This is a genomic window from Streptomyces sp. NBC_01446, assembly GCF_026340095.1.
Classification (GTDB): domain Bacteria; phylum Actinomycetota; class Actinomycetes; order Streptomycetales; family Streptomycetaceae; genus Streptomyces; species Streptomyces aureus.
Genome location: NZ_JAPEPO010000001.1, coordinates 5,441,445 through 5,461,418, shown reverse-complemented (window position 1 = coordinate 5,461,418; position 19,974 = coordinate 5,441,445). Strand labels below are relative to the sequence as shown.

Below are 19,974 nucleotides of genomic sequence, written 5' to 3'. Positions count from 1 at the left end.
GTCAGGCGCCACCCGGCTCGATCAGGCCCGACTCGTAGGCCACGATCACGAGTTGGGCCCTGTCGCGCGCGCCCAGCTTGCCCATGATGCGGCTCACGTGCGTCTTCGCCGTGAGGGGACTGAGGCCGAGGACCTCGGCGGCCTCCGTGTTGGTGAGGCCGCGCGCCACGAGGGTCAGGACCTGGCGCTCGCGGTCGGTGAGCGCGGCGAGACCGGGCGGGACGGGCCCGGGTTCGGCCGGGGCGCGCAGGACGCGGGCGATCAGTCGGGCCGTGGGGCCGGGCGACAGCAGGGACTCGCCGGCGGCCACGGTGCGGATGGCGTCGAGGAGTTCGGCCGGCTTGGTGTCCTTGACGAGGAACCCGGACGCGCCCGCCCGCAGTGCCTCGACGACGTGTTCGTCGGTGTCGTACGTCGTCAGCATCAGGACCTTGACGCCCGCGAGGTCCTCGTCGGCGGCGAGCAGGCGGGTCGCCTCGATGCCGTCGAGGTCGGGCATGCGGATGTCCATGACGATCAGGTCGGCACGGCGCGTGCGGGCCTGTTCGACGGCCTCGCGGCCGGTACCGGCCTGGCCGACGACCTCCATGTCGGGCGCCGACTCGACGAGCATCGCGAACGCGGCCCGTACGAGGGTCTGGTCGTCGGCGAGGAGTACGCGCACGGGCTGGGCCCCGGTCAGTGTGGCACCCCGGTCGGCAGGACCGCCGCGACTTCGAATCCGCCCTGGGCGCGCGGCCCGGCGTCGAGGGTGCCGCCCACACTGCGGGCCCGCTCGCGCATGCCGAGCAGGCCGAAGCCCGCGGGCCGGTCGGGCTCGGGCGAGGAAGAGGACGGTGACGAGGGCGGTGGTGTGCCGTCGTCGGCGACGCGCAGGTGGAGGGCGTCGCCCAGGCTGCGGATGCCGACGCGGACGGTGAGTCCGGAGCCGCCGTGCCGGACGGCGTTCGTGAGGGCTTCCTGGACGATGCGGTAGGCCGCGGCGCCCACGGCGGGCGGCGCTTCCACGTTCTCGACGGACAGGTCGACGGTGGCTCCGGCGGTGCGGGCGGCCTCGGCGAGGTCGGGCAGCCCGTCGAGCCCGGGGAGCGGGCCGCGGCTGTCGTCGGGGCCGGCGCGCAGCACTTCGAGGGTGGCACGCAGTTCGCCGCGGGCGGTACGGCAGGTCTCGGCGATGTCGTCGAGCGCCTTGGCGACGGCGGCGCGGTCCAGGCGGTCCGGGTCGGCGTGCAGGACGTGGGCGGCCACCGACGTCTGGACACCGACGAGGGTGATGCTGTGGGCGAGCAGGTCGTGCAGGTCGCGGGCGACGCGCAGCCGTTCCTCCGCGACCCGGCGCCGCGCCTCCTCCTCGCGGGTGCGTTCGGCTCGCTCGGCGCGCTCCACGACCGAGGCGACGTACTGGCGGTGGACGCGGACGATGACGCCGACCAGCAGGAACGCAACGATCCAGCCGGAGATCCGCAGCGCCTCCGTGCCCTCGGTCATGCCCTCGCCGAACTTGACGCCGAGCATGATGCCGAGGACGCCGGCGCCGAGGAACAGGGTGCGCAGGGGACGCCCTGTGGAGGCGACCGTGTAGAGGGCGGTCATGGAGACGGCCATCGGCGCCGTGTGGTTGTAGTCGAGCGCGTGGTACGGCGCTACGCAGGCGACGAGGCCGAGGAACGCCCGCACCGGCGCCCGGCGCCTGAACGCCGACGGGATGTGCGCGGCCATGAGCAGGGCCCAGCCGAGCGCGTCCGGGTGTCGGCCGTTGCCGCTCGTCGTCAGGGCGATCACGACGGCGGCGACCGCCGCGGCGGCGGCCAGGAGAGCGTCCTCACGCAGGGTCCGGGCGGCGCTGACGCCGCGCCGGCCGAGGCCCGGGACCAGGATGTGTTTGACGTCCACCGGTTCATCTTCCGTCAGGAGGGCGCGGAGGACGCCCCTCCGGGGCGAGAGGGGCGCCGTACGGTCCGCGGGGCGGTCAGGGTGTGGGCGCGAGGGTGCGCTCCGGTTCCTCCGCCGGTGGCTGGGGCTGCGGCTTCCTGGACAGCGGCCCGGGCCACCACACCTTACGGCCGAGGGCCATGCTCGCCGATGTCACCAGATACGTACGGACGAGGAACGTGTCCAGGAGCACGCCGACCGCGATGACGAAGCCCATCTCGACGAGCGACACCAGCGGCATGTTGGTGAGGACCGAGAAGGTCGCGGCGAGGACGAGTCCCGCCGAGGCGATCACCCCTCCCGTGGTGCGCAGCGCGGTCAGCGCGGCGGCTCCGGGTTCGGCGCCCGCGAGGGACTCCTCGCGCATGCGGTGCATGAGGAAGATGCCGTAGTCGACGCCTAGCGCGACGAGGAACACGAAGGTCAGCAGGCCGAGTCCGGGGTCGGTGCCCTGGAAGCCGAACAGCGGCCCGAAGACGAGCCCGGCGATGCCGAGCGAGGCGCCCCACACGGCGACGACCGCGCCGAGCAGGATCAGCGGCGCCACGACGCTGCGCAGCAGCACGACGAGGATCAGCAGGACGGCTGCCAGGACGATCGGCACGACGACCTTGCGGTCACGGGAGTTGGTGTCCTTCAGGTCGAGCTGCTGGGCGCTCTGTCCGCCGACGTACGAGCCCTTGCCGTCGAGCCGGTCGCGCAGGGTCTCGATGGTGGTGGTCTCGCCCGTGGACTGGGGCGGGGCGGAGGCGGTGACGGAGATCTCCGTCCAGCCGTGTCCGCCGCGCACGCGCTCGGCGGCGGCGACCCCGGGCACGTCGCGCGCGGTGGCGAGCGTCTCGCCGGCGCGGCCCGTCGGGGTGATCACGCTGATGGGCTGGGTGCCGCGCTCGGGGTAGGCGGCGGCGAGGGTCTGCATCGCGACGACGGAGTCCGGCTTGTCGGTGAAGGTGTCCTCCTGCTTGAGGCTGCCGGGCAGACTGAACACGCCGAGCGCGAGCGCCCCGAGGAGCAGGGCTCCGGAGGCGAGGACGGTCAGCGGCCTGCGCCCGGCCGAGCTGCCCATCGCCGCGAACAGGGACCTGCGGGCCTTGGGTGTGGAGCCGTACGCCGGGACGAGCGGCCAGAACACGCGCCTTCCGAGCAGGACGAGGACGGCGGGCAGCAGCGTCAGCATGGCGACGAGCGCGCACAGGACGCCCACGGCGCCGAGCGGTCCCATGCCGCGGCTGCTGTTGAGGTCGGCGGCGAGCAGGCAGAACAGGCCGACGGCGACGGTTCCCGACGAGGCGAGGACGGCGGGCCCGCAGCCGCGCAGGGCGGCCCGCATCGCGTCGTGGGGCCGCTCGGTGCGGCGCAGTTCCTCGCGGTAGCGGGAGACGAGGAGCAGTGCGTAGTCGGTGCCCGCGCCGAAGACGAGGATCGTCATCACGCCGGAGCTCTGGCCGCTGACGGTGGTGCCGAACGCCTGGTGGAGCCCGTAGGCGACGCCCATCGACAGGAAGTCGGCGATGCCCGCGACGACGAGCGGCACGAGCCACAGGAAGGGGCTGCGGTAGATGAGGATGAGCAGGATCGCGACGACGGCGACGGTCGTGTAGAGCAGGGGTCCGTCGAGCGAGCCGTAGACCTCGCTCGCGTCGGTGGCGAGCGCTCCTGCTCCGCCGGTGTCGACGCTCAGGCCGCCGGTGTCGTGGGCGATGTCGCGCACGTCGTTGACGAAGGCGTCGCGGGCCTTCTCGTCGTGTCCCGGGGTGGTGCTGGCGACCGGGTACATGAGGGTGGCGCCGTCGCGGGACGGTACGCCCTTCGGGACTGCGGTGAGGTCGAAGGTCCGGTCGACGTGGGCGACCTGGGCGGCGGCCGTGGTGCGGTCGGCGGTGGTGAGTCCGCCGTCGCGGTGGTAGACGAGGACGAGTTCGGTGCTCTCGCCGCCCGGCAGTTCGTCCTGGATCTTCGCCACCTGCGTGGAGTCGGCACTCGCCGGCAGATAGTCGACGGCCCGGTCGTGCTGGACGTCGCTCAGCTTGCCGGCGAACGGCCCGGCGATCGCGAGGACGACGATCCACAGGCCGAGCAGCGTCCAGGGCACGGCTGCCCGGCGCCTCTTTGTCGGTACGCCCCCCATCGGTGGGCCTCCCTCACATCACGGTGTCCGGTGTCGCCGTCCGGTCGGACAGGACGTCTCCAGACTCCCGTCGGGGAGGCCTCGGTTCGTCGGGCGTGAGGGCGAGGTGCGGGGTACTGCCGGGGGTGCGTGCGGCGGCTCGCTACTCCCTGGGGAGTACGGGCCCGCCGTACGGCGTCACGACGGGGTGCGGGCCGCTTCCAGGAGCTGGGACACCTCGTCGGTGCACATGGTGAGGGCGGCGCCCGCGGTGCTGAGTACGTCGCGTTCGGCGGGCGTGTAGGGCCCGTCGGCGAGCGCGATTCTGGCGCCCTGGAGGAGGATCGACTCGCGTCCGGCGGGGGCGAGGTGCGGGGCGAGCGGGTCGAGGGCCTCGTGGAGTTCGATGGCGAGTCCGGCGCCGGGCCCGCAGTGCTCGGAGACGCGGCCCGCGTCGGTGAGCAAGGCCTCGACGAGCGCGGCGAGTTGGACGTCCGTGCAGTCGTCGAACCCGGCGCCGCGCAGCGTCGCGACGGCGGTCTCGAGGGCCGTACGGGAGGAGACTCCGCCCGCGGAGAGGACCGCGAGGACGACGGTGTGGACGGCGTCGCGGAGCATCGCGGAGAAGCGGTGTGTGGTGGGGTGGTCGAGGACGTCGGCGGCGAACCGGTCCTCGCAGGCGGCGCATTCGACGACGGGGCCGGTGGCGCCGCGCGGGACGAGCGGGATACCGAGGAGCACGAAGCGGCGACGGCCCGTGCGGCGAAGGTAGTTGCGGTCACCGCCACAGCCGGGACAGAAGAACTCCCCGTCGCCGACGGTGGTCCACGCGGTGCGGACGCCGATGAGACGCGACAGGGGACGCGCCGCTGGAAGCGATGCTTGACCAGCAAGCCCGTTACGGTCGGTTCGTCCCCAAATCGGCAGCACGTCGCACACCTCCGTCGACCCCCAGGCCACATCGCCTGGTTGGGCGTGATGTTAGCCACATTGTTGATACGGCGTCATCACCTTGTACGGGACCGTGGCCGGTATACGACGCGGCCCCGCCCGCCACGAGGGCGGACGGGGCCGGTGAAGGTGCCGGTGACCTGGGTCAGCGTGCGGAGCGGTTGACCGCGGAGACCACGGCCTTCAGCGACGCGCGTGTCGTATTCGCGTCGATGCCGATGCCCCACAGGACCTTGTCGCCGATCGCGCACTCGATGTACGAGGCGGCCTGCGCGGAGGCGCCCTCGCTCATCGTGTGCTCCTGGTAGTCCAGCAGGCGGGCGTCGATGCCGACGGCCTGCAGGGCGTCGAAGAACGCCGAGATCGGGCCGTTGCCCGTACCGGTCAGGACGGCGGCCTCGCCGTCGACGTCGGCCGAGACGGTCAGCGTGTCGACGCCGTCCGTGTCGGTCGTGCTCTGCCCGGCCTTGACCTGGATGCGGCCCCACGGGTTCTCGGCGTTGGGCAGGTACTCGTCCTGGAAGACCGACCAGATCTCCTTCGGCGTGACCTCGCCGCCCTCGGCGTCCGTCTTCGCCTGGATGATCTTCGAGAACTCGATCTGCATGCGGCGCGGCAGGTCCAGCTTGTGGTCGTTCTTCAGGACGTACGCGATACCGCCCTTGCCGGACTGCGAGTTGACGCGGATGACGGCCTCGTAGGAGCGGCCGACGTCCTTCGGGTCGATGGGCAGGTACGGGACCGCCCACTCGATGTCGTCGACGGACTTGCCGGCGGCCTCGGCCCGCGCGTCCATCGCCTCGAAGCCCTTCTTGATGGCGTCCTGGTGGGAGCCGGAGAAGGACGTGTAGACCAGGTCGCCCGCGTAGGGGTGGCGCGGGTGGACCTCCATCTGGTTGCAGTACTCGGCGGTGCGGCGGATCTCGTCGATGTCGGAGAAGTCGATCTGCGGGTCGACACCCTGCGAGAACAGGTTCATGCCCAGCGTGACCAGGTCGACGTTGCCGGTGCGCTCGCCCTGGCCGAACAGGCAGCCCTCGATGCGGTCGGCGCCGGCCATCAGGGCCAGCTCGGCGGCGGCGACGGCCGTGCCGCGGTCGTTGTGCGGGTGCACGGACAGGCAGACGTACTCGCGGTTCGACAGGTTGCGGTGCATCCACTCGAAGCGGTCCGCGTGCGTGGACGGCGTCGAACGCTCCACGGTGGCGGGCAGGTTGAGGATGATCTCGCGGCCGGGACCCGGCTTGTAGACCTCCATGACCGCCTCGCAGACCTCCAGCGCGAAGTCCAGCTCGGTGTCGGTGAAGATCTCCGGGCTGTACTGGTAGCCGAAGGTCGTCTCGGGGCCGAGGATCTTCTCCGCGTAGTCGATGACGTGCTGCGTGCCGTCGATCGCGATCTGCTTGATCTGCTCCTTGGAGCCGCGGAAGACGATCTCGCGGAAGGTCGGCGCCGTCGCGTTGTACAGGTGCACCGTCGCGCGCTTGGCGCCCTTCAGGGACTGGACCGTGCGCTCGATGAGCTCCTCGCGCGCCTGCGTCAGCACGGAGATCGTCACGTCGTCCGGGATCGCGCCCTCTTCGATGATCGACCGTACGAACGCGAAGTCGGTCTCGCCGGAGGCGGGGAAGCCGACCTCGATCTCCTTGTAGCCCATGCGGACCAGGAGGTCGAACATCTCGCGCTTGCGGGCCGGGGACATCGGGTCGATCAGCGCCTGGTTGCCGTCGCGCAGGTCGGTGGAGAGCCAGCGGGGGGCGGCGGTGACACGCTTGCCGGGCCACGTGCGGTCGGGGATGTCGACCTGCTCGTACTGTCCGTACTTGTGGACCGGCATGGAAGTGGGGCGCTGGAAGTTCGGCATGTGCGGGGGCTCCTCGGGTGTGTCCGGAAGGACGGCCGACGGTCTAAGCGCAACACCGAACTCCGCGGGGAGGGGGTCGGCCTCGACTACAGGCCCTCGCCGCGGCAGCTAAGGAGAAGCAGCCCGTAACGCATGATGCGTCGCAGCCTAGCCCAGCTGAGGGAGGGACGCGGGTGTGTATCAGTATGCGGGATCGGCGTCAGGTAACGGGCAAGAGGTGATCAATCCCTCTATTTCATTAATCCTGGCTGCAGGTAGTGACAGTGAGGTCACGCAGTGCCACATTGCCGCCATGACCGCGAACCGTACGGGCTTCGAGCCCGTCTTCTGCACCATCGTGCCGCCCCACATCCTCGACAAGGCCGCCCGGTCCGGCGACCCCGCGCTCTCGGCACCGGCCCGCCGCACCCTGGAACGCGACGCCCTGGAGCGCACGCGCCGCCGCCTGACCACCGTGATCGGCGCCCCCTCGGCGGCCGCGCCCGCGGGCGCCGTCGAGCACGAGCCGCACCGCACGGTCTTCGACGCGGGCCACCGCACCGAGCTGCCGGGCACGAAGGTCCGCGGCGAGGGCGACGAGACCGGGAAGGACGCGACCGTCAACCGCGCGTACGCGGGGCTCGGCGCGACCTTCGAGCTGTACAGGGAGAAGTTCGCCCGCGACTCCATCGACGGCAGCGGTCTGCCGCTGAACGCGTCCGTGCACTTCGACAACGACTACAACAACGCGTTCTGGAACGGCGAGCAGATGGTGTTCGGCGACGGGGACGGCGAGATCTTCCTCGACTTCACCATCCCGGTCGACGTGATCGGCCACGAGCTGACGCACGGCGTCACCCAGTACACGGCGAACCTCGCCTACTTCGGGCAACCGGGCGCCCTGAACGAGTCGGTGTCGGACGTCTTCGGCTCCCTGATCAAGCAGTACTCGCTCGGCCAGAGCGCCGCCGACGCCGACTGGCTGATCGGCGCGGGCCTCCTCGCGCCGCGCGTCACGGGCAAGGCGCTGCGCTCCATGAAGGCACCCGGCACGGCGTACGACGACGACGTGCTCGGCAAGGACCCGCAGCCCGCCGACATGGACCACTTCGTGCGGACGAGCAGCGACAACGGCGGCGTGCACATCAACTCCGGCATCCCGAACCACGCCTTCTACCTGCTCGCCGTGGCGCTCGGCGGCAACGCGTGGGAGCGGGCCGGGCAGATCTGGTACGACGTCCTGACCGGGGGCGAGCTGACGCAGGACGCGTCCTTCGCGGACTTCGCGAAGCTGACGGTGAAGGCGGCGCGCACCCGCTTCAAGGACGGCGAGGAGCTGGAGTCCGTCCAGAAGGCCTGGTCGCAGGTCGGCGTACCGACGGAGTAGGGCCGGCTCAGGCACGGAACTCGGCGGCCGCCCGGCTGGGCAGCGGGCGGCCGCTGGAGTAGACAGGTCCCATGCGTATTCAGGTCATCCGTACCGGAGGATTCGCCGGGATCGAGCGGCGGGCCGAGGTCGACACCTCGGGCCGTGCCGACGCCCACGAGTGGCACGCCCTGGCCGAGCGGGCGCTGGCCGCGGGCCGGGGCACGCCGCCGGTGGGGGTGCCGGACGGGTTCAGCTACACGATCACGGTGGACGGGAAGACCGTGTACTGCGCGGACCCGCGGCTCACGGACGAGCAGCGGGGGCTGATCTCGCGGGTCCTGAAGGAAGGGGCGTAGCCGCCTTTCGGGGGTGTAACGACCTTTTCCTGCAAGGGCGTTGACTTCCGTTACCGCCGGTACGCATGATCGCGCGCATGGCAGCGAGCGAACCGGTACCTCAGTTCCCGCACGACTTCCTGTGGGGCGTGTCCACCTCGGCCCACCAGATCGAGGGCGCCACCGACGCGCGCGTCCCCTCGGTGTGGGACGCGTTCACGGCACAGCCGGGGCGGGTGAAGGACGGCTCGACGGCCGCCGTCGCCTGCGACCACTACCACCGCTACGGCGAGGACGTGGCGCTGATCGCCGGCCTCGGGGTCGGGGCGTACCGCTTCTCCGTCTCCTGGCCGCGGGTCATGTCGCCGGGCGGCCTCGACTTCTACGACCGGCTCGTCGACGCGCTGTGCGCGGCGGGCGTACAGCCCGTGCCGACGCTCTTCCACTGGGACACCCCGCTGTCCGTGGAGGAGGCGGGCGGCTGGCTGAAGCGGGACACGGCGTCACTCTTCGCGGACTACGCGGCCGAGGTCGCGGACCGTATCGGCGACCGCGTACAGAAGTGGATCACTCTCAACGAGCCCGCCGAGCACACCCTCCTCGGCCACGCGCTCGGCCAGCACGCGCCCGGCAGGCAGCTCCTGTTCGACGCGCTGCCGGTGGCCCACCACCAGCTCCTCGCCCATGGCCTCGCCGTACGGGCGCTGCGCGCGGCCGGCGCCACGGACATCGGGATCGCGAACTCGCACGGCCCGACCTGGCCCGCCTCCGACGACCCCGCCGACCGTGAGGCCGCGGACTTCTACGACGTACTCCTCAACCGGCTCTTCGCCGACCCGCTGCTCCTCGGCGCCTACCCGGAGGGCATCGGCGACCTGATGCCGGGCGATGTGGACGCCGATCTGTTGGTGATCGCGGAGCCCGTCGACTGGTACGGGATCAACTTCTACCAGCCGACCAAGGTGGGCGCGCCGCTCACCTCCGGCGAGGCGACGGAGTTCTCCGGCCTCACCCTGCCACCCGAACTTCCCTTCTCCCCGAGGGAGATCGAGGGATACCCCGTCACGGACTTCGGCTGGCCGGTGGTCCCCGAAGCGCTCACCGAGCTCCTCCTCGCCTTCCGCGACCGCTACGGCGACCGGCTCCCGCCCCTCGTCATCACCGAGAACGGCTGCAGTTACGAGGGTGTGGACGACCAGGAGCGGATCACGTACCTGGACGGCCATCTGCGGGCCCTGCACCGCGCTCTGGAGGCGGGGGTCGACGTGCGCGGCTACTTCGTGTGGTCGCTGATGGACAACTTCGAGTGGGCGGAGGGCTACGCGCGCCGCTTCGGCCTCGTCCACGTCGACTACACGACCCTGGAGCGCACGCCGAAGGCCTCGTACCACTGGCTGCGGGACGTGCTGCGGGCGCAGCGCGCATGACGGCCGCCGTCGCGGCGCTCGACGAGCCCGTCGAGCGGGTCGGGCGCGGCTGGACGGCCGCGCTGTCGCTGGCCAACGGGGCGATCTGGGTCGGCTGGTACGGGCCCCTGCAGATCCTGCTCGCCCTCCAGGCCGAGGACTTCGCACCCGGCACCGGCATGTCCAAGGAGACGCTGCTCGCGTGGGTGACCGGGGTGGGCGCCGTGGTGTCGCTCGCCGCCAACCCGTTCTTCGGCGCGCTCTCGGACCGTACGGTGTCGCGGTTCGGACGGCGTACGCCGTGGATCGTGGCGGGCGCGGGCGGCGGCGCGTGTGCGCTGCTCCTGCTGGCGGGGGCCGGGTCCGTGTGGACGATGGCGGCCGGCTGGTGCCTGGTGCAGCTGACGCTGAACGCGGCGTTCTCGGCGGTGACGGCGGCCGTGCCCGACCGGGTGCCGCGGCTCCAGCGCGGCGCGGTGGGCGGCTGGCTGGGGGCCGCGCAGATCCTGGGCGTGGTCGTCGGCACGGGGCTCGCGACCGTCGTGGGCGGGGTCGGCGCCGGGTACACGGCGTGCGCGGTGTTCGCCCTGGTGGGCGTCCTGCCGTACGTGCTGCGCCATCCGGACCTGCGGCTCGCCCCGGCGGACCGGCCGCCGTGGGCCTGGCGGACCTTCCTGGCCGGGTTCTGGCTGAGCCCCCGCCGCCACCCCGACCTCGGGTGGGCCTGGCTGACCCGCTTCCTGATCAACCTCAGCAACGCGCTGGTGCTCCTGTACCTCCTCTACTACCTGCGCGACCGCCTCCACTACGGCGACCCCGACCGGGGCGTACTGATCCTGACGGCGGTCAACGGCGTGACCCTGCTGTGCACCGTCGTCGTGGCCGGGGTCGCCTCGGACCGGGTGGGGCGCCGCAAGCCCTTCGTGATCTGGTCGGGCGTCCTGATGGCGGTGGCGACGGCCGCGCTGTCCGGCTGGCAGACCTGGCCCGGCGCGATCGTCGCGGCCGCGGTCCTCGGCGTCGGCTTCGGCGTCTTCACCTCGGTCGACTTCGCGCTGATGACGGACGTCCTGCCCAAGGCCATGGACCGAGGCAAGGACCTGGGCGTCATCAACGTCGCCAACTCCCTGCCCCAGGTCGCCGCGCCCGCGCTCGCCGCGCCGATCGTCACGTACCTCGGCGGCTACCGCGTCCTGTACCTGGTCGCGGCGGTGATCGGGCTCGCGGGGGCGCTCCTGGTGCGCCGGATCCGGTCGGTGGCCTGACGGGCGGGCGCTACAGCGCGCCGGCGTCCAGCGCCGTCCACACGGACGGGAAGAACGGGCGGAAGCCCAGTTCGCGGCGGATGCGGGCCGTCGACATGACGGCGGCCCAGGGGTCCGGGTCCACCTTGTCGTACGCCTCCGGCGGCACCGGCACGCCGTTCAGCTGGAGCACGTCGACCAAGGTGACGGGGGCGTCGTCCGCGATGTTGTAGACGCCGTGCGCGCCCGGCGCGTACAGCAGCCGTTGCAGCCCCTGGGCGACGTCCGCGTGGTGGCCCATGTGCAGGCGCTGCATGGCCGGCCAGTTCGACGCCATCTGCGTCACGTCGGCCAGGTGCGAGTCCCCGTCTCCGTACACGAAGGGCAGCCGGGCGATGCGGAGGTCGTCGAGGCCGTCCATGGCCCGCAGTGCGCGCTCCGCCTCCCACTTCGACTCGGGGTAGGCGCCCCACAGGTGGCCGCCCGGCACCGTCTCGTCATCCTCGACCAGCGGCCTGCCGCGCCCGCTGCCGTACACCAGACCCGTGCTGACCTGCACGAACCGCCGCACGCCCGAGGCCACGGAGGCACGGGCCAGCTCGATGGCGGCGTCCCTGTTGACCGCCCGCGCCTCCTCGTCGGGCACTCCGCGGAAGGCCGCGGCGACGTTCACCACGGCGTCCGCCCCGGCCGTCGCCTTGCCGAGCACGTCCGCGTCCCGCAGGTCGCCGACCACCACGTCCGCGCCCAGTGCGGCGAACCGCTCGCCGCGTACCGCGTCCCGTACGAGCACCCGCACCTGGTCGCCCGGCGCCGTGCTCTGCAGCAGTCGCGGCACGAACCGCTGCCCGACCTTGCCCGTCGCACCTGTCACCAGTGTCAGCATGGCTGCCTCCTCGTGTTCGTCGCCATGTCCTGAGCCTGCGCGCTCGGCGGGCCGGGCGGGAGAGACGCGGTTATCCGGGGACTGGCGCTCCCTGGTTACGGGGACGGTTCCGAGCGATCCTGAAGAGGTGAACCGAGCCGAACTCGCCGACTTCCTGCGCCGCTCCCGCGCCCGCCTGGTGCCCTCCGACGTGGGCCTGACCGCGGGCCCGCGGCGCCGCACGCCGGGGCTGCGCCGCGAGGAGGTTGCGCAGCTTGCCGGGATGTCCACGGACTACTACACGCGCCTGGAGCAGCGCCGCGGCTCCCATCCGTCGCGGCAGATGCTGACGGCGCTGGCCCGTGCGCTGCGGCTCAGCGACGCCGAGCGCGACCATCTGTTCCATCTGGCGGGCGAGGAGCCGCCCCGTCCTGGCCGTTCCTCCGGGCATGTGCGGCCGGGACTGCTGCTGATTCTGGACCGGCTGCACGATCTGCCGGCGTCGGTGATCAGCGACTGGGGCGAGATGCTCGCCCAGAACACGATGTCGGTGGCCCTGACCGGCGACCACACCGGCAGGAACGTGATCCGCGACTGGTTCACGAACCCGGCGACCCGGCCCATGTTCCCGCCCGAGAACCACGAGGCGCATGCCCGCGCCCACGTGGCGAGCCTGCGGAAGGTCGCCGCGGCCCGCCCGGACGACCCGGGCCCGGCCGCCCTCGTGGCCGAACTGCGCGCCGGATCACGGGAGTTCGAGGAGCTGTGGCAGTCCCACGACGTCGTGGTGCGCCGCCCCTCACCGAAGCGCTTCCTGCACCCCGTGGTCGGCGCCCTCGACCTCGACTGCGAGGTACTGCTCAGCGACGGCCACGACCAGCAGCTCGTCGTGCACTCGGCACGACCGGGCACGGAGGCGTACGAACGCCTGGAGCTACTGAGGGTCGTGGGCCTCCAGGACCTGACCCCGAGCACGTACGAAAGCTAGCGCCTGCAGAACCTAGAACCCCAGCTCGCGCAGCCGGCGCGGATCCCGCCTCAAAACCCCAGCTCACGCAGCCGGCGCGGATCCCGCCTCAGAACCCCAGCTTGCGCAACTGCCTCGGGTCGCGCTGCCAGTCCTTCGCGACCTTCACGTGCAGATCCAGACCGCATCAATATGCGGCTACCGCCGCGTGGCAGGCATGCCGAGAAGCGCCACGACCCACCCGCCCCGCCTCAGAACCCCAGCTTGCGCAACTGCCTCGGGTCGCGCTGCCAGTCCTTCGCGACCTTCACGTGCAGATCCAGACCGCATCAATATGCGGCTACCGCCGCGTGGCAGGCATGCCGAGAAGCGCCACGACCCACCCGCCCCGCCTCAGAACCCCAGCTTGCGCAGCTGCCTCGGGTCGCGCTGCCAGTCCTTCGCGACCTTCACGTGCAGGTCCAGGAAGACGGGGGTGCCGAGGAGTGCCTCGATCTGCTTGCGGGACTTGATGCCCACGTCCTTGAGGCGCTTGCCCTTCGGGCCGATGATGATGCCCTTCTGGCTGGGGCGCTCGATGTAGACGAAGGCGTGGATGTCGAGGAGCGGCCTGTCCGCCGGGCGGTCCTCGCGCGGCAGCATCTCCTCGACGACGACGGCGATGGAGTGCGGCAGCTCGTCACGCACACCCTCCAGCGCGGCCTCGCGGATCAGCTCCGCCACCATGACCTGCTCGGGCTCGTCCGTGAGGTCGCCCTCCGGGTAGAGCGCCGGGCCCTCCGGCAGCAGCGGGACGAGCAGGTCGGCGAGCAGGCCGACCTGCTTGTCGCCGACGGCCGAGACGGGCACGATCTCCGCCCACTCGAAGCCGAGCTCCTTGCCGAGCTGGTCGATGGCGATGAGCTGCTCGGCGAGCTGCTTGCTGTCGACCAGGTCGGTCTTGGTGACGATCGCGACCTTCGGCGTCTTCTTGATGGAGGCGAGCTCCTTGGCGATGAAGCGGTCGCCGGGGCCGAGCTTCTCGTTCGCGGGCAGGCAGAAGCCGATGACGTCGACCTCGGCCCACGTCGTGCGCACGACGTCGTTGAGCCGCTGGCCCAGCAGCGTGCGCGGCTTGTGCAGGCCCGGGGTGTCGACCAGGATCAGCTGGGCGTCGGGCCGGTGCACGATGCCGCGCACCGTGTGCCGCGTGGTCTGCGGCTGGTCCGCGGTGATCGCGACCTTCTTGCCGACCAGAGCATTCGTGAGGGTGGACTTGCCCGCGTTGGGGCGGCCGACGAAGCAGGCGAAGCCGGCCCGGTGGGAGGCTTCCCCGGACGGCTCGGATGACTGGGTACGAACGCTCATGGCGCCCATTGTCCCTGATCCACCGCGTCCTGCCGCACCCGCGGGGCAAGCCGGTCCGCCGTGAGGCCCCGGAAACCCCCGCGCAACACGAAACACGGCGGAAACGCGCGGGTCAGCGAACGGAAACGCGCGACGGTGAGGCTCGTCGTCCGCCCCCCACGCCCGAGGAGACCCCCCGTGCAGACCGAGAACGCGCCGCTGGCCGCCGCCGCCGGCCTCGACACCGGCGACACCGCGTGGCTGCTGGCCGCGACCGCGCTCGTCCTCCTGATGACGCCGGGCCTGGCCCTCTTCTACGGCGGCATGGTCCGCACGAAGAGCGTCCTGAACATGCTGTTGATGTCGTTCGTGTCGATCGCGCTGGTCACCGTCGTCTGGCTGGTCGCCGGCTACTCGCTCGCGTTCGGCGACGACGCGTTCGCGGGCCTCATCGGCGGTCTGGAGCACGCGGGCATGGCGGGCATCGGCCCGCACAGCCTGACCGGCACGGTCCCCACGTTCCTGTTCTCCACCTTCCAGCTGACCTTCGCGTTCCTGACGGCCGCGCTGATCAGCGGCGCGGTCGCGGACCGCACGAAGTTCGCGGCCTGGCTGGTGTTCGTACCGGTGTGGACGCTGCTCGTATACGTTCCCGTGGCGCACTGGGTGTGGGGTCCCGGCGGCTGGATCTCGCAGTCGCTCGGCGGGCTCGACTTCGCGGGCGGCCTCGTCGTGGAGATCGCCTCGGGCGCGTCCGGTCTGGCCCTGTGCCTGGTCCTGGGCCCGCGTCTCGGCTTCAGGAAGGAGGCGATGCGCCCGCACAACCTGCCGATGGTGATGACGGGCGCGGGTCTGCTCTGGTTCGGCTGGCTCGGCTTCAACGGCGGCTCGGCGCTCGCCGCGAACGGCCTGGCGGCCGCCTCCGTCCTCAACACGCTGATCGCGGGCTGCACAGGGCTGCTCGGCTGGCTCTTCGTGGAGCACAAGCGCGACGGTCACCCCACGACGTTCGGCGCGGCGTCCGGCGCCGTCGCCGGCCTGGTCGCGATCACCCCGGCGTGCGGCGTGGTCGGCGTGCTGGGCGCCTGCGTGGTGGGTCTGGTGGCGGGCGTCGTCTGCTCGTACGCCGTCGCGTGGAAGTTCCGCTTCGACTACGACGACTCGCTGGACGTCGTCGGGGTGCACTTCGTCGGCGGTGTCGTCGGCACCCTGCTGATCGGCCTGTTCGCGACGGCCACGATGACCGGCGGCAAGGAGGGCCTGTTCTACGGGGGCGGGTTCGGGCAGCTCGGCAGGCAGGCGGTCGCCGTGCTCACCGTCGCGGCGTACACGTTCCTGGTGACGTACGGAATCGGCAGGGCGATCGACCGGGCGATGGGCTTCCGGGCCTCCGCCGAGGAGGAGCTGACGGGCCTCGACCAGACGGTGCACGCGGAGACCGCCTACGATCACGGCGTCCACGCCGGACACACCGCCCCGCACACCGCCCACTCCGCCCCGCCGAAGGAGCCCTCCGCATGAAGCTCGTGACCGCGATCGTCAAGCCGTTCCGCCTGGACGAGGTGAAGACCGCGCTCCAGGAGCTCGGCGTGCAGGGCCTGACCGTCACGGAGGCGAGCGGGTACGGGCGCCAGCGCGGCCACACCGAGGTCTACCGCGGGGCGGAGTACCGGATCGACCTCGTCCCCAAGATCCGGATCGAGGTCGTCGTCGAGGACGCGGACCTCGAACCGGTCATCGACGCGATCGTGCGCGCGGCGCAGACCGGGAAGATCGGTGACGGCAAGGTGTGGGCGGTCCCGGTGGAGACCGTCGTCCGCGTACGGACGGGCGAGCGGGGGCCGGACGCGGTGTAGCCGTTCCGGCCCAGGGCCGGCTGCCTCAGCCGGCGGCCACGGCCCCGTGCACCACGCCGTCGGGCCCCGCGAGGAACACCGGCGTACCCGCGCCCCCAAGATCCCGTACCGCCGCCAGGTCCTCCCCGTCGACCTCCGGACCGTCGGAGACGACGGCGGCGGCCTCCAGCGACTGCGCCCCCGAAGCGACGGCCATCGCGACGGCGGTCCGCAGCGCGGAAAGCTTCAGGGAGTCCAGCGAGACGGTCCCCGCCACGTACGTGCGCCCCGTCTCGTCCCGCACGGCGGCCCCCTCAGGCACACCGTTGCGGGCGCGGGCGCTGCGCGCCAGCGTGACGATCTTGCGGTCCTCGGCGGTGAGGTCGTTGCTCTCAGTCATGGGGTGAGCATAAGGAACGCCGCGACGCTCACCCGGCAACGGGGTACCCGGCCCCACGCCGCCCCTCGGGCGTCGCCGGCCACGTCGGCTCGGCGGCCGAGCCGGCCTCCGGCAGCGGCGGGTGCAGGATGATCAGCCACGGTCGAGTCTGAGGCGCTCGGCCCTCGGCAGGCCGGCCACCACGAGGTCGTACGAGTCCTCCACGAGCTCGCGGACCATCCTGTCCGGGAGTTCGCCGACGGTCACCGTGTTCCAGTGCCGCTTGTTCATGTGCCAGCCGGGCGCGACCGCGTCGTGCTCGGCGCGCAGGCGCACCGCGTCCTCGGGGTCGCACTTGAGGTTGACGGTGAGGGGCCGCGCGTCCAGGTTCGTCAGGGCGAAGAGCTTGCCCAGGACCTTGAAGACGGACGTGTCGGGGTTGAACGGGAACTCCTCGACGGCCGCGTTGAACGACAGACACAAGGCGCGCAGCTCCTGCGGCGTCACGACGTCACTTCCCCTCTTCGCCCACCGGCTCCACGAGCACGGTCACGATCTTGTTGCGCCGGCCCGCGGCGGCCTCCGCGGTGAGCCGCAGCCTTCGCCCGTCCGGCAGTTCGACGACGGACGAGGCCTCCGCGATCGGCACGCGGCCGAGCGCCTTGGCGAGGAGCCCGCCGACGGTCTCCACGTCCTCGTCGTCGTACTCCTCGATGCCGTACAGCTCGCCGAGGTCGCCGATGTCGAGGCGGGCGGTCACGCGGAAGCGCTCGTCGCCGAGGTCCTGCACGGGCGGGAGTTCCCGGTCGTACTCGTCGGTGATCTCGCCGACGATCTCCTCGAGGATGTCCTCGATGGTGACGATGCCCGCGGTGCCGCCGTACTCGTCGATCACGACGGCGACGTGGTTGCGCAGCTGCTGCATCTCGCGCAGGAGGTCGCCCGCGTTCTTCGTGTCGGGCACGAACGTGGCGGGCCGCATCGCGGTCGAGACGAGCTCGCTCTCGGCGTCCCGGCTGATGTGCGTCTTGCGGGCCAGGTCCTTCAGATACACGATGCCGACGACGTCGTCCTCGCTCTCGCCGGTGACCGGGATGCGGGAGAACCCGGACCGCAGCGCCAGCGTGAGCGCCTGCCGGATCGTCTTGTACCGCTCGATGGCGACCAAGTCGGTGCGGGGGACCATGACTTCGCGGACCAGGGTGTCCCCCAGCTCGAAGACGGAGTGCACCATGCGGCGCTCCTCGTCCTCGATGAGGGACTCCTTCTCGGCGAGGTCGACCATGGCGCGCAGCTCCGCCTCGGAGGCGAAGGGCCCGTGCCGGAACCCCTTTCCGGGGGTCAAGGCGTTGCCGATGAGGATGAGCAGCGGCGGGATGGGCCCCATGATCCGGGCCAGCGGCAGCAGCACGTACGCGGCGGCCGTCGCCGTGTTCAGCGGGTGCTGGCGCCCGATGGTGCGGGGCGAGACGCCGACGGCCACGTACGAGACGAGCACCATCACGCCGATGGCGACGGCCAGCGCCTCCCAGGTCGCGTCGAACTCCTGGAGACAGGCGTACGTGACCAGCGAGGCGGCGGCCATCTCGCAGGCGACCCTGACCAGCAGGGCCACGTTCAGATAGCGGGTCGGGTCGGCGGCCACCTGGGCGAGCCGGTCGCTGCCGCGCCGCCCGGACCGGACGGCCTCCTCGGCGCGAAAGCTGGAGGTGCGGGCGATGCCCGCCTCGGCACAGGCCGCCAGCCAGGCGACCACGACGAGGGCGACGGCGCCCGCGACGAGCGAAGGACTCATGACACGGTGGGCGCGGGGGACGGACCGGTCAGGCCCTTGTCACCCCGCCACCCGTCCACGATGGCCGCCTGAAGCCCGAACATCTCGGCCTTCTCGTCGGGCTCCTCGTGGTCGTAACCGAGCAGGTGCAGCACCCCGTGCACGGTGAGCAGCTGGAGCTCCTCGTCCATGGAGTGCTGCGTGTCGGCGTCCTCGCCCTGCTTCTTGGCGACCTCCGGGCACAGCACGATGTCGCCGAGCAGGCCCTGCGGGGGCTCCTCGTCGTCCTTCGACGGCGGCCGCAGCTCGTCCATCGGGAACGACATGACATCCGTGGGCCCCGGCAGGTCCATCCACTGCATGTGCAGCTGCTCCATGGCGTCGGCGTCCACGACGATCACCGAGAGCTCGGAGAGCGGGTGGATGCGCATCCGCGCGAGCGCGTAGCGGGCGATGTCGAGGATCGCCTGCTCGTCGACCTCGGTTCCGGACTCGTTGTTGACGTCGATCGACATGCGGTGCTTGCTACTTCCCTCTGCCGCGGCCCTGGTGCGAGCCGTTCTCGGTGCCGTGCTGGCTGTCGTACTTCTCGTACGCGTCGACGATACGGCCGACGAGCTTGTGCCGGACGACATCCTGGGACGTGAGCCGAGAGAAGTGGACGTCGTCGAGACCCTCCAGGATGTCCTGGACCTGCCGCAGGCCGCTCTTCGTGCCGCTCGGCAGGTCGACCTGCGTCACGTCACCCGTCACCACGACCTTCGAGTCGAAGCCGAGCCGGGTGAGGAACATCTTCATCTGCTCGGCGCTCGTGTTCTGCGCCTCGTCCAGGATGATGAAGGCGTCGTTCAGCGTGCGGCCTCGCATGTAGGCCAGCGGCGCCACCTCGATCGTGCCCGCGGCCATCAGGCGCGGGATGGAGTCGGGGTCGAGCATGTCGTGCAGCGCGTCGTACAGGGGGCGCAGATAGGGGTCGATCTTCTCGTAGAGCGTGCCCGGCAGGAATCCGAGCCGCTCCCCCGCCTCCACGGCAGGCCGCGTCAGGATGATGCGGTTGACCTGCTTGGACTGCAGGGCCTGCACGGCCTTGGCCATCGCGAGATAGGTCTTGCCCGTACCGGCGGGGCCGATCCCGAAGACGATGGTGTGCTTGTCGATGGCGTCGACGTAGCGCTTCTGGTTGAGGGTCTTCGGACGGATGGTCCGGCCCCGTGACGAGAGAATGTTCTGAGTGAGAACCTCGGCCGGGGTCTCCTGGCCGTCACCCTCCCCGTTCTCGCTCGCCTTGAGCATGGCGATCGAGCGTTCCACTGCGTCCTCCGTCATCGGCTGTCCGGTGCGGAGCACCAGCATCATCTCGTCGAACACGCGCTGGATGAGGGCGACTTCCTTCGCGTCGCCCGCAGCGCTGATCTCATTGCCCCGGACATGGATGTCGGCCGCCGGGAAGGCCTTCTCGATCACGCGAAGGAGCGCGTCGCCGGATCCGAGGACGGTCACCATGGGGTGGTTCGCCGGGACCGTGAATTGCGCTCGCGCCTGAGCGGTGGGTGTCTGAGTCATGGGCCGGCACTGAAGGCCTGCTCATCCTCCTCGTGCGGGGGCTCGCGCCGCGTCGACAGCCTTGCACTGCCCAGGGTA

The 19,974-nt window shown here is 71.4% G+C and carries 19 protein-coding genes and 1 pseudogene; 7 read left to right on the top strand and 13 right to left on the bottom strand.

Features of this window, described 5'->3' with window-relative positions; genetic code table 11:
- Position 1: 1 nt before the first annotated feature.
- The 5 genes from OG456_RS24430 to leuA form a co-directional block, all read right to left on the bottom strand.
- Positions 2-664, bottom strand: coding sequence for a response regulator transcription factor (locus OG456_RS24430; protein ID WP_266564412.1), 663 nt, complete (start codon positions 662-664; stop codon positions 2-4).
- Positions 665-678: 14 nt separating this feature from the next.
- Positions 679-1,830, bottom strand: a complete 1,152-nt coding sequence (locus tag OG456_RS24425) for a sensor histidine kinase (RefSeq protein ID WP_266569409.1) — start codon at positions 1,828-1,830, stop codon at positions 679-681.
- Positions 1,831-1,969: 139 nt separating this feature from the next.
- Positions 1,970-4,060 (bottom strand): MMPL family transporter, encoded by a 2,091-nt coding sequence (locus OG456_RS24420; RefSeq protein WP_266564410.1) that lies wholly within the window; start codon positions 4,058-4,060, stop codon positions 1,970-1,972.
- A 177-nt stretch (positions 4,061-4,237) separates the two neighbouring features.
- Positions 4,238-4,897 carry a TerB family tellurite resistance protein gene (locus OG456_RS24415; protein ID WP_266569408.1) on the bottom strand — a complete coding sequence of 220 codons (660 nt, stop codon included), beginning with the start codon at positions 4,895-4,897 and terminating at the stop codon, positions 4,238-4,240.
- A 238-nt stretch (positions 4,898-5,135) separates the two neighbouring features.
- Positions 5,136-6,854 carry a 2-isopropylmalate synthase gene (leuA, locus tag OG456_RS24410; protein WP_266564408.1) on the bottom strand — a complete coding sequence of 573 codons (1,719 nt, stop codon included), beginning with the start codon at positions 6,852-6,854 and terminating at the stop codon, positions 5,136-5,138.
- A 292-nt stretch (positions 6,855-7,146) separates the two neighbouring features.
- Here leuA and OG456_RS24405 point away from each other — a divergent pair, with 292 nt between their 5' ends.
- The 4 genes from OG456_RS24405 (at position 7,147) to OG456_RS24390 (ending at position 11,208) form a co-directional block, all read left to right on the top strand.
- Entirely contained in the window at positions 7,147-8,220 is a 1,074-nt protein-coding gene (locus OG456_RS24405) for a M4 family metallopeptidase (RefSeq protein ID WP_266564406.1), read from the top strand.
- Positions 8,221-8,291: 71 nt separating this feature from the next.
- Entirely contained in the window at positions 8,292-8,558 is a 267-nt protein-coding gene (locus OG456_RS24400; RefSeq protein WP_116513056.1) for a protealysin inhibitor emfourin, read from the top strand.
- A gap of 65 nt (positions 8,559-8,623) precedes the next feature.
- The gene (locus tag OG456_RS24395; RefSeq protein ID WP_266564403.1) at positions 8,624-9,964 is read left to right on the top strand and encodes a GH1 family beta-glucosidase; all 1,341 of its coding nucleotides are present in this window, start codon (positions 8,624-8,626) and stop codon (positions 9,962-9,964) included.
- A complete protein-coding gene (locus tag OG456_RS24390; protein ID WP_266564401.1) occupies positions 9,961-11,208 on the top strand; it encodes an MFS transporter in 1,248 nt (415 codons plus the stop codon). Before OG456_RS24395 ends, OG456_RS24390 begins: the two co-directional genes overlap by 4 nt.
- A 10-nt stretch (positions 11,209-11,218) precedes the next feature.
- Here the strand turns inward: OG456_RS24390 and OG456_RS24385 are convergent, their stop codons facing one another.
- Complete coding sequence (locus OG456_RS24385; RefSeq protein ID WP_266564399.1) at positions 11,219-12,073, bottom strand: NAD(P)-dependent oxidoreductase; 855 nt, start codon at positions 12,071-12,073, stop codon at positions 11,219-11,221.
- Positions 12,074-12,200: 127 nt separating this feature from the next.
- Between OG456_RS24385 and OG456_RS24380 the strand changes: the two genes are divergently transcribed.
- Complete coding sequence (locus OG456_RS24380; RefSeq protein WP_266564397.1) at positions 12,201-13,040, top strand: helix-turn-helix transcriptional regulator; 840 nt, start codon at positions 12,201-12,203, stop codon at positions 13,038-13,040.
- A 372-nt stretch (positions 13,041-13,412) separates the two neighbouring features.
- Here OG456_RS24380 and era read toward each other — a convergent pair whose 3' ends face one another.
- Positions 13,413-14,375 (bottom strand): GTPase Era, encoded by a 963-nt coding sequence (gene era, locus OG456_RS24375; RefSeq protein ID WP_199841793.1) that lies wholly within the window; start codon positions 14,373-14,375, stop codon positions 13,413-13,415.
- Between the two features lie 168 nt (positions 14,376-14,543).
- On the opposite strand from era, the gene OG456_RS24370 reads away from it, so the two are divergent.
- On the top strand, positions 14,544-15,866 hold the full coding sequence (locus OG456_RS24370) for an ammonium transporter (RefSeq protein ID WP_323136353.1): 1,323 nt from the start codon (positions 14,544-14,546) through the stop codon (positions 15,864-15,866).
- The gene (locus OG456_RS24365) at positions 15,863-16,201 is read left to right on the top strand and encodes a P-II family nitrogen regulator (protein ID WP_266564392.1); all 339 of its coding nucleotides are present in this window, start codon (positions 15,863-15,865) and stop codon (positions 16,199-16,201) included. Before OG456_RS24370 ends, OG456_RS24365 begins: the two co-directional genes overlap by 4 nt.
- A gap of 25 nt (positions 16,202-16,226) precedes the next feature.
- Here OG456_RS24365 and OG456_RS24360 read toward each other — a convergent pair whose 3' ends face one another.
- From OG456_RS24360 to OG456_RS24335, 6 genes and pseudogenes are all read right to left on the bottom strand, one after another.
- Positions 16,227-16,580 carry a cytidine deaminase gene (locus tag OG456_RS24360; protein WP_266564390.1) on the bottom strand — a complete coding sequence of 118 codons (354 nt, stop codon included), beginning with the start codon at positions 16,578-16,580 and terminating at the stop codon, positions 16,227-16,229.
- Positions 16,581-16,608: 28 nt separating this feature from the next.
- Positions 16,609-16,713 (bottom strand): annotated as a pseudogene (locus OG456_RS24355) (XRE family transcriptional regulator); the annotation flags it as partial.
- A complete protein-coding gene (locus OG456_RS24350; RefSeq protein WP_266564388.1) occupies positions 16,713-17,066 on the bottom strand; it encodes an MmcQ/YjbR family DNA-binding protein in 354 nt (117 codons plus the stop codon). The gene OG456_RS24350 and the pseudogene OG456_RS24355, both read right to left, overlap by 1 nt.
- A 4-nt stretch (positions 17,067-17,070) precedes the next feature.
- Positions 17,071-18,354 carry a hemolysin family protein gene (locus OG456_RS24345; RefSeq protein WP_266564386.1) on the bottom strand — a complete coding sequence of 428 codons (1,284 nt, stop codon included), beginning with the start codon at positions 18,352-18,354 and terminating at the stop codon, positions 17,071-17,073.
- On the bottom strand, positions 18,351-18,848 hold the full coding sequence (ybeY, locus tag OG456_RS24340; RefSeq protein ID WP_266564384.1) for an rRNA maturation RNase YbeY: 498 nt from the start codon (positions 18,846-18,848) through the stop codon (positions 18,351-18,353). The genes OG456_RS24345 and ybeY overlap by 4 nt, the downstream gene beginning before the upstream one ends.
- Positions 18,849-18,858: 10 nt before the next feature.
- Positions 18,859-19,896 (bottom strand): PhoH family protein, encoded by a 1,038-nt coding sequence (locus OG456_RS24335; RefSeq protein ID WP_266564382.1) that lies wholly within the window; start codon positions 19,894-19,896, stop codon positions 18,859-18,861.
- Between the last annotated feature and the right edge of the window lie 78 nt (positions 19,897-19,974).

What these genes read in the sequence shown, in the direction of transcription:
- OG456_RS24420 (WP_266564410.1), bottom strand. Translation starts at nt 4,060, where the DNA reads ATGGGGGGCGTACCGACAAAGAGGCGCCGGGCAGCCGTGCCCTGGACG.
- leuA (WP_266564408.1), bottom strand. Translation starts at nt 6,854, where the DNA reads ATGCCGAACTTCCAGCGCCCCACTTCCATGCCGGTCCACAAGTACGGA.
- OG456_RS24405 (WP_266564406.1), top strand. Translation starts at nt 7,147, where the DNA reads ATGACCGCGAACCGTACGGGCTTCGAGCCCGTCTTCTGCACCATCGTG.
- OG456_RS24400 (WP_116513056.1), top strand. Translation starts at nt 8,292, where the DNA reads ATGCGTATTCAGGTCATCCGTACCGGAGGATTCGCCGGGATCGAGCGG.
- OG456_RS24395 (WP_266564403.1), top strand. Translation starts at nt 8,624, where the DNA reads ATGATCGCGCGCATGGCAGCGAGCGAACCGGTACCTCAGTTCCCGCAC.
- OG456_RS24390 (WP_266564401.1), top strand. Translation starts at nt 9,961, where the DNA reads ATGACGGCCGCCGTCGCGGCGCTCGACGAGCCCGTCGAGCGGGTCGGG.
- OG456_RS24385 (WP_266564399.1), bottom strand. Translation starts at nt 12,073, where the DNA reads ATGCTGACACTGGTGACAGGTGCGACGGGCAAGGTCGGGCAGCGGTTC.
- era (WP_199841793.1), bottom strand. Translation starts at nt 14,375, where the DNA reads ATGGGCGCCATGAGCGTTCGTACCCAGTCATCCGAGCCGTCCGGGGAA.
- OG456_RS24365 (WP_266564392.1), top strand. Translation starts at nt 15,863, where the DNA reads ATGAAGCTCGTGACCGCGATCGTCAAGCCGTTCCGCCTGGACGAGGTG.
- OG456_RS24360 (WP_266564390.1), bottom strand. Translation starts at nt 16,580, where the DNA reads ATGACTGAGAGCAACGACCTCACCGCCGAGGACCGCAAGATCGTCACG.
- OG456_RS24345 (WP_266564386.1), bottom strand. Translation starts at nt 18,354, where the DNA reads ATGAGTCCTTCGCTCGTCGCGGGCGCCGTCGCCCTCGTCGTGGTCGCC.
- ybeY (WP_266564384.1), bottom strand. Translation starts at nt 18,848, where the DNA reads ATGTCGATCGACGTCAACAACGAGTCCGGAACCGAGGTCGACGAGCAG.
- OG456_RS24335 (WP_266564382.1), bottom strand. Translation starts at nt 19,896, where the DNA reads ATGACTCAGACACCCACCGCTCAGGCGCGAGCGCAATTCACGGTCCCG.